The 12,136-nt window shown below is 54.4% G+C and carries 14 protein-coding genes; 10 read left to right on the top strand and 4 right to left on the bottom strand.

Going from position 1 to position 12,136, the window contains the following annotated elements; all coding sequences use genetic code 11:
- Nucleotides 1–7: 7 nt before the first annotated feature.
- Nucleotides 8–493 (top strand): GNAT family N-acetyltransferase, encoded by a 486-nt coding sequence (locus tag Poly51_RS01150; protein WP_146453519.1) that lies wholly within the window; start codon nt 8–10, stop codon nt 491–493.
- 78 nt (nt 494–571) lie between these two features.
- Here Poly51_RS01150 and Poly51_RS01145 read toward each other — a convergent pair whose 3' ends face one another.
- Entirely contained in the window at nt 572–1,000 is a 429-nt protein-coding gene (locus Poly51_RS01145; RefSeq protein ID WP_146453518.1) for a hypothetical protein, read from the bottom strand.
- Nucleotides 1,001–1,497: 497 nt separating this feature from the next.
- Between Poly51_RS01145 and Poly51_RS01140 the strand changes: the two genes are divergently transcribed.
- Nucleotides 1,498–2,094, top strand: coding sequence for a hypothetical protein (locus Poly51_RS01140; protein ID WP_146453517.1), 597 nt, complete (start codon nt 1,498–1,500; stop codon nt 2,092–2,094).
- A gap of 99 nt (nt 2,095–2,193) precedes the next feature.
- Here the strand turns inward: Poly51_RS01140 and Poly51_RS01135 are convergent, their stop codons facing one another.
- The gene (locus Poly51_RS01135) at nt 2,194–2,472 is read right to left on the bottom strand and encodes a hypothetical protein (RefSeq protein ID WP_146453516.1); all 279 of its coding nucleotides are present in this window, start codon (nt 2,470–2,472) and stop codon (nt 2,194–2,196) included.
- A gap of 1,371 nt (nt 2,473–3,843) precedes the next feature.
- On the opposite strand from Poly51_RS01135, the gene Poly51_RS01130 reads away from it, so the two are divergent.
- Complete coding sequence (locus Poly51_RS01130; RefSeq protein ID WP_146453515.1) at nt 3,844–4,404, top strand: hypothetical protein; 561 nt, start codon at nt 3,844–3,846, stop codon at nt 4,402–4,404.
- 53 nt (nt 4,405–4,457) lie between these two features.
- Nucleotides 4,458–4,934 carry a hypothetical protein gene (locus tag Poly51_RS01125; RefSeq protein WP_146453514.1) on the top strand — a complete coding sequence of 159 codons (477 nt, stop codon included), beginning with the start codon at nt 4,458–4,460 and terminating at the stop codon, nt 4,932–4,934.
- A gap of 555 nt (nt 4,935–5,489) precedes the next feature.
- Here the strand turns inward: Poly51_RS01125 and Poly51_RS01120 are convergent.
- Complete coding sequence (locus Poly51_RS01120) at nt 5,490–5,690, bottom strand: hypothetical protein (protein ID WP_146453513.1); 201 nt, start codon at nt 5,688–5,690, stop codon at nt 5,490–5,492.
- A 135-nt stretch (nt 5,691–5,825) separates the two neighbouring features.
- Here Poly51_RS01120 and Poly51_RS01115 point away from each other — a divergent pair, with 135 nt between their 5' ends.
- The 3 genes from Poly51_RS01115 to Poly51_RS01100 all read left to right on the top strand — a co-directional run bounded on the left by Poly51_RS01115 (nt 5,826) and on the right by Poly51_RS01100 (nt 8,777).
- Nucleotides 5,826–6,359, top strand: a complete 534-nt coding sequence (locus Poly51_RS01115) for a hypothetical protein (protein ID WP_146453512.1) — start codon at nt 5,826–5,828, stop codon at nt 6,357–6,359.
- A 1,287-nt stretch (nt 6,360–7,646) separates the two neighbouring features.
- Nucleotides 7,647–8,225 carry a hypothetical protein gene (locus Poly51_RS01105; protein WP_186775264.1) on the top strand — a complete coding sequence of 193 codons (579 nt, stop codon included), beginning with the start codon at nt 7,647–7,649 and terminating at the stop codon, nt 8,223–8,225.
- Nucleotides 8,226–8,375: 150 nt separating this feature from the next.
- Nucleotides 8,376–8,777, top strand: a complete 402-nt coding sequence (locus tag Poly51_RS01100) for a hypothetical protein (RefSeq protein WP_146453509.1) — start codon at nt 8,376–8,378, stop codon at nt 8,775–8,777.
- Between the two features lie 78 nt (nt 8,778–8,855).
- On the opposite strand, the gene Poly51_RS01095 is transcribed toward Poly51_RS01100, so the two are convergent.
- Nucleotides 8,856–9,431 carry a hypothetical protein gene (locus Poly51_RS01095; protein ID WP_146453508.1) on the bottom strand — a complete coding sequence of 192 codons (576 nt, stop codon included), beginning with the start codon at nt 9,429–9,431 and terminating at the stop codon, nt 8,856–8,858.
- A gap of 72 nt (nt 9,432–9,503) precedes the next feature.
- Here Poly51_RS01095 and Poly51_RS01090 point away from each other — a divergent pair, with 72 nt between their 5' ends.
- From Poly51_RS01090 to Poly51_RS01080, 3 genes are all read left to right on the top strand, one after another.
- A complete protein-coding gene (locus Poly51_RS01090; RefSeq protein WP_146453507.1) occupies nt 9,504–9,830 on the top strand; it encodes a cupin domain-containing protein in 327 nt (108 codons plus the stop codon).
- A 106-nt stretch (nt 9,831–9,936) separates the two neighbouring features.
- On the top strand, nt 9,937–10,641 hold the full coding sequence (locus Poly51_RS01085) for a hypothetical protein (protein ID WP_146453506.1): 705 nt from the start codon (nt 9,937–9,939) through the stop codon (nt 10,639–10,641).
- An 844-nt stretch (nt 10,642–11,485) separates the two neighbouring features.
- Entirely contained in the window at nt 11,486–12,016 is a 531-nt protein-coding gene (locus Poly51_RS01080; RefSeq protein WP_146453505.1) for a hypothetical protein, read from the top strand.
- Nucleotides 12,017–12,136 lie beyond the last annotated feature (120 nt).

The raw sequence follows: 12,136 nt of genomic DNA, 5'->3' as shown, positions 1-12,136 counted from the left end.
CGACGCAATGATTCGTGACGCATCGGACCGTGACATTGGCTGCATCGCCGACGCGCTGGTTCGCGTTCAGTGTCTCCACGCCGATGCGTACCCGTCCATTTACCGCCGCTTCACCCGCGCGGAAGCAGTTTCGCACCTCAGCGCATCACTCGCAAAGCCGGACATCACAATTCGTGTTGCTTGCGACTCGACCGAAATCGTCGGCCACTACATACTTGCTACTGAATCAACTCCCGAATCAATATTCAAGCATCCACAACGTTTCGGGCATTTACATCAGATCGAGGTTGATCCCAAGTATCGTCGACGCGGCGTCGGAAAATGTCTTCTTGACGACGCGACCTTAATCTCGGCTAAACTGGGGCTGCCTCGTGTGGTTCTCGATGTCTGGGCGTTCAACGCTGCGGCTCGCGGGCTGTTTGATTCGGCCGGCTTTTCCGCTTTTGGATCCAAACTCGTGCTTGACATCAAGTCGAACCAAGACAGCGGGTAACCATCGCGTGAACCGGAGCACGCGAGTCGGCGTCTTTGAAGTTGAGAATCTTTCGCGCGTGCCCGGTTACGCGTAGCGTTATGCAGACTTGTATTCGCCCGGTTTGTATGGATTGCCTGTGCCAACTTCCCGCTCCGGTCCGCACGCATCAAACAAATGCCACAACTCACGTTCTTTCGGATACGCCGCGCCTTGCGGTCGCATCTTGTTCATTCGGCACGCAAACAGCTCGCAGCCTGTGATTGCTCCGCACACCGGATCAATCGCCTTGCAATCCTCAACGGATCGCTTCAATAGCGGCAATGTTTCTTCGTTGATCTCCTCACCGTCAGCACATCCCCAAGCCAGCAGGTCGTTGCTGTTCGTCCAAAACGTAATCGGTGCATACTCGCCGTCCGTTCGCCACCAGATCAATCCGTGCAATTCTTCGGCGTCGATGAACTCCAGAATCTGCATAACAATGGCATGCACACGGAGTGCCGGTGGGTCGCTTTCTTTTGTAATCAATGTTTTCTCCCGGCACCCGGTGATGCCTAACGTTCGTAGCGTGTAGTGCCCGTTGGACCGACCACTCGCTCGACATGCTCGCGTTCATTGCTCGAATGCTACGCCTGACAAGTGTGCCTGAATCTAACGCCCGATGTGAGTAATCAAACCCAACGTCTCTATCGGTGTCTTATCCCAACGCTTGAATCTGACGCCCGAAGTGAGTGCTCAAACCCAACGTCTCAATCTGTCTCTGATCCCAACGCCTGAAGCCCAACGCCTGATGTCTATCGCCTGAGGTCCAACGCCTGGCGAACAACGCCCGAAATAGCTTGCGGCTCTTTTGGGGACGGGATACGATGATCCGATGCCGCACGCACGCGGCGCGTATGAATTCGCGGTCTGCCGTGTACGCTACGAACCATACGATGCACCTGAGCCGCCGAGATACGTCGTTTCAAGTGGTCAATCGCTCACGGCGGCCACGTGATCGTCCACGTTATGCAACAAAGTGAACCATGAACCTAGATCTCCCGAAATTCGTTGCCCCAATTGCCGCGGAAATCGTGAAACGTTGCGAAGAATTTGATTCGTCAACCAATGACGGTCCCGGTGATGCTGGCGATCCAATTGAGCAAATAACGCTTGGGTTTCAGTTCGATCAAGATGCTTGGGTCGCCCTCGTTTTCGACACTCGATCATCAGGCTCGGCAGCGTTTGATGGCAATTGGCAGTTACACATTGAAGAGAACCGCTTGGATTGCGATTGCGACATCGACGAATGGCTTGATGCTTACGAATCACTTTTTGATGAGGAGATTCACAGTGCGGTTACTGTCACCACCGTTGATGGAGATTCAAAGGTCATTGAACCCCATTCTGAGCCCGATGACGACGGCGAGGCGGAAGAACGAATCACTAATTTGTTGGCTGGACTGATAGGCGATGCCCTACGTGACGCATTGCTTTCGGCTCGGGACAAAGGCGTATTTGACGGTCTTCCCCTAGCACCAAGTTGCGTGTTGCGCATTGACGAGCATAGCAATGGTGCGTACTGTTGGCCCGATCCGGATACTCGCGGCACTGATGCTGACGAAGGCCGCCTCAAGATGTAGAGTTGCATAACCAAGCGTTGCACACGGAGCCGCGGAGCCGAGCGGTTTGGCAATGGAAAGTCGTTCGCCGCGGCCCGGTGAACGCCAGCGTTATCGGGACTAGCCCGCCATTTCATCGAGAGCTGGTATACCAAGCCCGCGAAGCAAGCCAACCGCTTCTCGCCGCGTCAAAGACAAATTGACCTGCAACCTGCCTTGCACCTTGCTCCCCGCCACGTCAATGATGCAGAACCCGAACTGCGACGGATCGTACTTCGCGACTTCCACGCCATTGGCACGCATGAAGTTCTCAACATGGATCGACGATTCCCAATCCATTTCCTCTAGCTGTGCTTGCTTTGTTGCACCCATAATTAGCCCGATAACAATGTGATGCACGGGAGCCGGACTTGCGTGCGTTTTCAAATGGTTAGATCACTGGTTCCGGCCCCGTGATCACTAGCGTTATCGGACTGACGTCTCAGGTGTTTGACGCTTGCACTAGCGATTACTGCAACGCTCGAGTGTAAATTTTTCGTTCTGCATTTGCGTTAGCGAATTTGCAATCCAAACGCCTTAATCCTCCGTTCGCGACTGCTACACCCCGCGCCGCTCGCAGTCCTTGATCGTGTTTGCTGTTGTCGTTTGCTGATCCAACGACAACGTTTTCGATCCTTCGCTTACCGTTAACAAGCGCCGTCGAAAGACAATGCCCGTTTACTTGCCGACCCGATCAACGCCCAATTGCTTGCCGCGTGAACCACGTACCGCTAAACTGTGGCGGCGTGGCAACCGCTGCCCGATGCTCGACCAATGCCCGTTCATAAATGCCGATAACAAACACATGCACCGGAGTGGCGGTGGTCACGTTTCTTTAAAATCACGTCAATCGCCGCCACCCGGTGATGTGAGACGTTATCGGACTGACTCCTCGTATGTTAAACGCGTTTGGTTGCACAGGCGATTGCTGCAACGCTCGGTCGTACGATTGTCGTTCGGCTCTTGTGTTAGCAATTCGGCGATTCAAACGTCTTGATCCTCCGTTGACGATTGCCACAACCCACGCCGCCAACATTCCTTGACCGTATTCGCTGCTGTCGTTTGCTGATCCAACGACAACGTTATTGATTCTTCGTTTACCGTCTGTAAACGCCGTCGTATGACAATGCCCGTTTACTTGCCGACCCGGTCAATGCCCGATTGCTTGCCGCGTGAACCAGCGCCCGCTAAACTGTGGCGGCGTGGTCGTCACTGCCCGGCACTCGATCAACGCCCGTCCATAAATGCCGATAACCAACACATGCACCGGAGTGGCGGTGGTCACGTTTCTTTGGAATCACGTCAATCGCCGCCACCCGGTGATGTGAGACGTTCGTTGAATTGAGCTAACCAACTCGAACTGTTTTGAACGCGGCGCCTCGATGGTGCGGAAGATCGATCAAGACGTTTGTTTTGCTGGTGCTTGATTTGATGGATCGATTGTCTCGCTGTCGCATACTGTTGCCGGGTGCAAGCGTGAACTTGACCACATCACGCCCAGGTCGTAGCATTTTCTGTTGCCCAGCGGGTGTTGGCCGACCGGTTGAGACCGACCGGATTTGCTGCGGGTCAAACACCTCGCTAGACTTTAAGGAACGACGAGGGCGATGGTCGCCCTGTCCAACTCCAAATACCAACGAACCATGCGTTGGACACGGAGCGACGCATGCGGCGATTACAAATGGTCACCACATTGGCGTCGCCCGGTCAACGCCGCCGTTACCCCACTGAATGACATCTGAAATGCAAACGTGGGACGCAGTTCAATATCGAGTCGTCGATGTCAATGACTCACGCATTGATGCTGTGGTGGATGCGGTTTCTCGCACACACATGAATGGGGGCGTGCTCGTCGGGTGCTTTACGCCACGTTTGGCACACGAATTTGACGGGGCGATGTCTGACGATCTTCGCGGCGAATGGCAACCTGCTCGCTCCATGTTGTCACACCCAATCCTGCGTAACCTCGATCCGGAACTGCAAATCTCGATTGACGCTGACTCCCTTACATTTGCTCGGCTCGGTGGATACACGCTTGAGGGCGAGATCACGCACCTCATTCGTTCTAGCGGCGCTTACCATGACTCGAATGTCAATCCGATTGATGCTCGTGCAATGTCGCGTGACTTCGTCAATGCTCTGTCCGACGGGCCAAACGAACATCTGATTGCATACCGAACTTACGACGATTGGGCGCCTTGGTTTTGCGGTGTCGCATGGGACGTTACGCTGTTGGTCCTAGACCCTCCCGTCCGTCGATGGTGGATCATCTGCGTCACTGACACGGACTAAAAACGCGGTGGTAACCATGCCGTGCACCGGAGTACGGCATCGCGCGTTTACAAATGGAAAATCAACCTGCCGTACCCGGTGACGGCGGACGTTATTGGCACCTAGCAACCGTGAAGCCAACACCTGACCAGATCGTCGCCGTCTTGGACCATTTTGCTGAACTGTGTGACAAACGGTTTTCAACGTACCGAAAACTACGACGGTACGCCGTCATGCCTCAATACTGGCGAAAGTGCTACGCTTTGTTCCAGGCTATTCGTCACAAAACTTTACGCGCAGAGCGGCGAGGTGACGAGCGTTTGACGCATCAATACCTGCTAGAGGAAATCATTGCCAAAACACTGTACAACTATTCCATTGCACCTGAAGATATGCCGTACATCATTCCGGCTCCATTCGACGAAGATTCCTCCGACTACGTTCTGCCGATCGCCACTCAATTCGCCGACTTCCTCGGCCTGTCTCCACCCGACTGCATCAATGCCGGCGGTGGTGCCGGCGTCAACGTCCCATCCACAGACGGCCAATAACCAAAAAATGCACCCGAGTCGCGAAGTCGGGCGTTTTGACAATGGAGAATCGCTCGTCGCGACCGGGTGATTTTAGACGTTCCGCGGACCAAAGCAAATTGCGTTTGTCGGATCGAAGGTTGTTGAACTGGTGACGCCCAAGCTTATAGAACCAGCGCCTGACGTCCGACGCCTGTCGAATTGATTTCGCTCATCTCTCCGCGTTTCTCCGCCACTCCGCGTTTTATTGATTCGTGATGGTAGGAGCTCAGTTGTGCGGTCGACTTGGCTGACATTTCGGACATAGTGATTCAAACTCTCTTGGCGGCTGATGCCGATTGCGACCAGCGTGCTTCCAGCAATCCGACGCCTGCTATTGTCCAACGCCTGACGACTCGACTGCAAAATATCCCCACGGCGATTCCAATCGGGTACCATAATTCAAAATCGATGGCCATCATCGCTCCACGGAGACGCGGAACCAAGCGGTCCACCGAAGCCGCGGAGGTCGCGTTTTTGGGTTTTAGTTTCAACTCTTTCGCCGCGGCTCGGTGACCGCGATCGTTCGTCGAAGGATCAACCGAGCCACTTAGTCATGGCTGCGACGAGGATCGACGTTCCTGCGAAAATCGCATCGGTCAACAGTAGTTTGATGCACGTTTCTGACCTCCAAAATTCATTGATCCAGACGCCCATTAACCCCAGCAACGCGCCGAATCCGGTGAAGAAAATCGCCGCCCAAAACGCCACATTGTACAAACTCAAGGTGATTTCCATTTGATTCCTCGACGAACAAAACAATGCACCGAAGTCGCGAACATGCAGATTTCCAATGGTAAATCAACCGTCGCGACTCGGTGATTGGTAGCGTTCTGCTATAGACGTAATCCAGACTCTTGCTGTGATGCCTGAATGAAACAACGACTTCCTCGATTCGGACTGCTTTCGTTGCTTGCTTTGCCCGCGATGTTCGCACTTGGATGGTGGGTGCGTGGTCTTAACTACAAGCGAGACGTTTACTTTGCCGCAGAGGAGATTGCTGAAGACTCCGGTGGATTCTTCGTTCCAGAACTTGGCACCATTCAAGGCCGGAAGAAATTCGTAGATCGTTACCGAGCGATGTCGCCAGAAGCGAAGGCTGAAATGGAACGCCGAATGGAATACTACGCTGAGGTAATTGAGCCTGATTTTAATCCGCCCCAACCAAACATTATTGAATCCTTTTCGTCACTATTTTCTAGCGGCGAATCGGTCACGAACCCGAGCGATGTTACTTTGTCCGTCAATGGCCCGCCCGCACAGGACGCGTCGGAAATTCGACGGCGTATCGAAGGCTTTCTCAATAAACGCGGATTCCGACAGGAACAGAAAGCAGAACCATCGCATGCAACGGAGCCGGGCTTGCGAGTTTTCACAAATGGAGCATCAACCGTCCCGGCCCGCTGATGCGTGCCGTTCTGCTATTGAAGCGCGCCCGATTGCATGACGACTCCCAACCCATATAGCCCGCCGGAATCCACAGGTGGCTCACTTGACGCCGCCCACAGTCCCCCGTCAACGCGGTTGCGCAATTTCAAATGCCTCGCTGTGATAACGAGCGCCTACTCGCTGGTTACGGTTCTATTCGCCTTAACGCGTTCGACGATGCCAGAGCCATTTTTCCTCCTGGCTCTCCTTGTTGTCTCCGCATTGGCGTCAGCCTGGGCAAACTTCCCTCTCGGTCCGAGGATTGGATGGGCGCGCGGTGGACTACCTGTCGTGATGATCGTATTCTTCGCCGCCCTCGTTGCGTACTGCTTGATCGCGCTCGGAGTGGGCAATATGCTCTATCGAACGATCAACCCGATCACTATTTACTCTCCGTACCCACCTTCGTTTCCGTACTAAGTTGGAGCAGAACCATGGCGTGCACACGGAGCGGGGCTTGCGGCCGGATTTGAAATGGACACCTTTACTCTCCCCGCCCGGTGACGCCGGTCGTTATCGGTACTATGCCTTGGATTGTGACGGCGACGTTCGTGGAGTTGATGGTGTATCGAATACGCTGCAACAGTACTGTTCCGAATAGCTTCACGGCACGTACGGCGAATCGATCGAACACAAGGCGTGCTTGACATGCCCGCGTGATGCATCGCGACCAACAACAATGTCGGACACACCGACGCCGGGTGACTCGCTGATGGACACGTTACGATTTGCTTGCTGGACGACCCAACGCTCGGTATGCTGACCTCGACGTCACGCGTACTTTCTGGCCGATCCAACGCCCTTCCCGGACGACCGATAACAATGTCGTGCACACGGAGCACGGCTTGCGCGATTTCACGAGTGGAAAGTTGTCTCTCCGTGCCCGGTGACGACCGCCGTTCGCCGACTTAACCTATGCGTTGCGCCAAATGCAATAATCGATTTGGTGTCGACAGATACCAGCCTGCACCAGGAGGTTCGTCACCGCCTGCCGTATTCTTTTGGTTGATCGTAGGAGCATTAATCCTTGCCGTTCCGTTTTACTATCTGGGTTGGTGGATTCCGCTATTCCTTTGCGGTGCGGTTTGTGCAATCGCTCCGTTTGCCTTGCTCGCTTCATGGATTGACTGTCGTGGTGTATCAAAGAATCCGCAGCGCGGCGGGGAGTGCCCGGAATGCGGCCATATGAATACGGTATGGCCATGGTCGATGTAGGATCTATAGACATTCCGATGCTGCGACGTGAGAATGGCGGCGAACCATGCGATGAACCGAAGTCGCGGAATCGTCGTTTCTGACAATGGAAAATCAATCGCCGCGACTCGGTTATCGCGGCCGTTATCGGACTGGGTAAACGAAATCGTAGGTTTAATCGTGGACAATTCAATATTCATCGAAGAGGCAAGGCGTTCTCTTTACGGGTTTCTTGATTGCATGCTGCTGCGTACGATTGACTACGATGTATTCCTGTCACGGGACGCTGACGTTGAAGCGGTAGATGTTGGCTACGACGTATCAACCTACGGAAAGAAGAAGCCGGTTCACGAACGCCTGATGTTCACCGATGCGGTCAACCTTCAGGAAATTATGGACCATCCAAACGGCGATTCGCATAAGACCTACCAATCGGGGCGTGGCATGGCAGCTACGACCCACGGCGATGCCATTTTGAGCGAAGCGGAGGATTGGTGTGATGCATGGTGGCAGGACTACACCTCCAACACGCTTCAAGATCTCGATGACCTTTGGGAAATATTCGGGGAGGCTGGTCTTACTACTCCGCTAGATTGGTATGCTGACCTCGATGGTACACTTGGTGATTTGCGGGCTCGGTGCACAGATTAATACGACGTCCGATAACAAAGCCGCGAACCGGAGCACTCATTCACGCTGCAACTGAAATCAAAGCCCCTCGTTCGTGCCCGGTTACGGCAGGCGTTACCGGACTGAATTCGTGCGCAGGCTGCGACAAATGAGCAACCCGCAATCACCGCCGTGAAGATGAACGTTTACGATCCATCACCGAGTGACGTAGCAGCCTGGGTTCAGCTCGGGATACCGACTCCCTGGCCAGACCAAGACTGGGACATGTACGTGTGCAATGGGCTCAACGATGATCTAATCCTAGCGTACGCCAATGATCCGTCTTGCATTCAACGCGAGTTCTTCGTTCATTGCCTCTATCAACTTGTCGGCGATTTCACTGCATGGAGCACTGGCAACACGGTCCTAGGTGCACGGATCGAGGAGCTGCTCGCAAATGTCGACGCGAAGAGTCACGAAGATGTTAGCAAATGGCGTGATGAAACGATTGCACTCCGTGGTGGCGAGCTGTCGTTTAACCTAAACTATTGGGTTCATCATCTATACGCCGACCAAATCCCAGACGGCCGGTAACCATCGCATGCAACGGAGCCGGGCTTGCGGGATTTTACAAATGGAACATCAACCTTCCCGGCCCGCTGATGCGTACCGTTATGCGTATTCCAGTGGCAACATCGGCGTGCGGCAAAACTCGTCCCACGCCTTCTGTACGCTCCCGCTGCCGGGGAACAAATCTACGAACTCGTCTTGTGCTTGCATGTTCAACACGTCGAACACCCACATGCTGAAACCTTTCGGTTTCGCACCGGGGCAACCTTTCTTCAGCGTGATGCACTCACTCACCCAATCGCGAACCGTTGGCATCGTTCGCGGTCGTTTCCGACCGCCACGGAAGATGACCGGCTCCCATGCGTAGGCGACCGTCACGTTTGCCTTGAACACCGCGAACGGCTTGACCCATGATCCAACGCGGCAATCCTCTGGACACATCGGCAAGATCGTTCGCAGGCTTGGACTGTGCAGCGACATCGCCCAACCATCGGGGAACTCGTCACACAATCGCTCGATCAATTGGCGGTGCGTCTCTGGGTCGTCGTAATCCGCTGCATCGGGGTGCATGTCGCCGTATAGCTTCTTCCCGCACCCAAGGTACGGCGGATCGGCATAGCAGAAACGCATAACAATGGGTTGATCCGAAGCGGCGTCAACGTCGTTTGATTTGTTCATAGTTTTTCTCTCGCCGCTCGGATAACCCAAGCGTTCGCCGATGGGATTGCACATCGCTGCGACTGCAACACCATGAACGCAGCACGAATCAACTTTCAATTGTTGCCCTGGGTCGACTTGGCACCCGGAGCCAGAGAAAAGCGAGTCGCCCATAGTGAGGGCGTACTGCGTCTCGTCGAATTCTCACCACCATTCATTGAAGATGATTGGTGCGTCAAAGGGCATTGTGGATATGTGCTTGATGGCCAATTCTCGATACAATTCGGCGATCGCGTCGAAATACTACAAGCTGGCGATGGCATCCTCATCCCTGCTGGTCAGTCGAATGCACACAAGGCGATTGTTCAGCAACCAGTTCTACTGCTGTTGATGGAGCGTGGTGCTCTCGGCGAACCATGACATGCACGGGAGAACGGGTGGTCCGTTTTCTCGTCTGCTTTCAAGTCGTTCGCCCGTTCCCCGTGATGTCTACCGTTACCCGACTGAAATCATTCAACTCTGATTCATGAAACACGAAACCCGAATTGCGAAACTCGGCATCGCAAAGCGACGCGGGGCGTTCTCGACCTTCCCCGGTGCCGACTGGTCCGCGTGCCTCGTGCGTACTAACGTTGGCGACTTAGTCGCCTCGCTTGGCAAGTGCCACTGTGTCGCGTCAATCGAAGACGTCACCGATTCCGTTTACGACGGCACATGGATGCCGCCGAATGGGATGGGTTGGTCGCTATTGGTCGTTCACAAGCACCAAGACTGGTGCTCGTTCGCTGATATCTGGATGTACAACAGGGATTGCGACCGAATCGCAAGCGATTTTGACGGCGAGGTTTTGCGAACTGGACACCGCGACGATATTGCTTACGTTCGTCTCTGGGTCAACGGCAAGCAACGACTGGAGTTTGTTACCGATGGTGCCGGATTTCCTATGCCACCGGAAGACATCGACCCGGATGACGACGAAGATTACCGCAACATTTATGACTTCGAGACTGATCTGTACGATGGCGACTTTCCTCACACGTTCAAAACGATCGAAGAGGCACACCAACAGCTCATAATTGATCGCGATGCATATGTGGCCGGTATCACTTTTGACGATGGCACGCGTGATGGAACCTACGGTCTGTCCGCGGGATATCGACACGATGCTGCCGTCGATCGCAAGAATGTGACTGCCGTTTACGCTGTCACGTTCACGCAAGACGGCGGGTAACAATCGCGTGCACCGGAGAACGCGAGTCGAGCGATTTGGCCATTAGAAACCTTTTCGCGCGTTCCCGGTGACGCGTAACGTTACCGGCACTTAGCAGCGATGAAAGATTGCGCTGACATTGATCATTCCCGGTCGTCCTTCGTTCAAAACTCAACCTCGGATCGTTTGCTGAATTTCGCTTCGCGCTCCACTCCGGTCCCGTTGGACGCTCTTGGGGGCCGACAACGGGACGTTCTTCGTTAACGGTTCACGTCGCACGGTGGTGCGAATCAACGCCGGCGAAACAATGCCCGAATAGAGTCCTCCGAGATTGGTTGCTCGGTCCTTTGCTGGGCGATAAACTGACGGCAACGCTGCTGTGGCGTGCCAAACCGATTGCGGATGACAAACAACGCCGGTAACCATCGGATGCACCGGAGTACTCAAAAGCATCTGCCCCGATGGTCAATCGTTCGTTCGTACCCGGTGATCCGAGCCGTTATCGGACTACCACATGTGAATTGTGGCCGACGTTACGCGTGACACATGGCTGATCAACACTCGTCCAACTCCCGGACTTGTCGCGGATGCACATCGCGAAAGAATGCGGCGGGTTACCCGCAGCGGAACGCAACACCCGGCTAACTTGCCGACTGATCCAACGCTCGATTTACTTGCCGACCGATATGGGGACCGTTACGCTGATAGTTCACTTCCATTGATAAGCGATCACCGAATCCATCAAAGGCACCGATAACCATGCGATTCACACGGAGCGACGGTGGTTCGGTTTTCCTTTTGTACAAGAACGCGGTTCTCCGTCGCCCGGTGATCGCGGACGTTACCCGACTGAATCGAGAACTCATTGAAGCAACGCTTTGGCGATCGTTCGACTTTTGCAATCGAACTTGGCAAATCCAATGACGCATCACCAGACTTGAGAACCGTCGACGTCTACGCCGATGGGCGTTGGCTAACCTGCGACGACAACGTGGTTTACTTGCCGCAATTCATCGGCTCCCTCAACGACGACTTGGATTGGGCCATGACCCCAGTAGGTGACAAACGCGATACACCACCGTTCCCGGAACGGTCGCCCGTTGAGAATCATCGAGAGATGCTACAACTTGCCATTGACGACAACGACCTTCATCTGTTTCACCGATTTATGGATTGGGGGCCAACCGCCGACAATGTCTCAATGCACTTATTTCGCGTTGATGGTACCGCACACATGCCGTTTTCGTTTTGGCGCGAATCGCATCACGACCCAAAGGAGCTTGATACTGTATACTGCGCCCGACTCTCCGTTGACGACTTGCGTGTCACACTTCACCGTGCCGCGTGGAGACTCATGTGGGACTGGTACGCTGACCGAAAGATTCGCGGCGGGTAACAATCGCGTGCACCGGAGTACGCGAGCCAGCCGGTTTTAAAATGGAAAATCTCTCGCGCGTACCCGGTGACGCGTGTCGTTACCCGCACTACCCGCGTGGACTGCGCGGACGAATCACGC

The sequence above is a fragment of the Rubripirellula tenax genome, from assembly GCF_007860125.1.
Lineage (GTDB): Bacteria > Planctomycetota > Planctomycetia > Pirellulales > Pirellulaceae > Rubripirellula > Rubripirellula tenax.
Note: the sequence above shows the minus strand (reverse complement) of the source record. Positions and strands in the feature narration are given on the sequence as shown.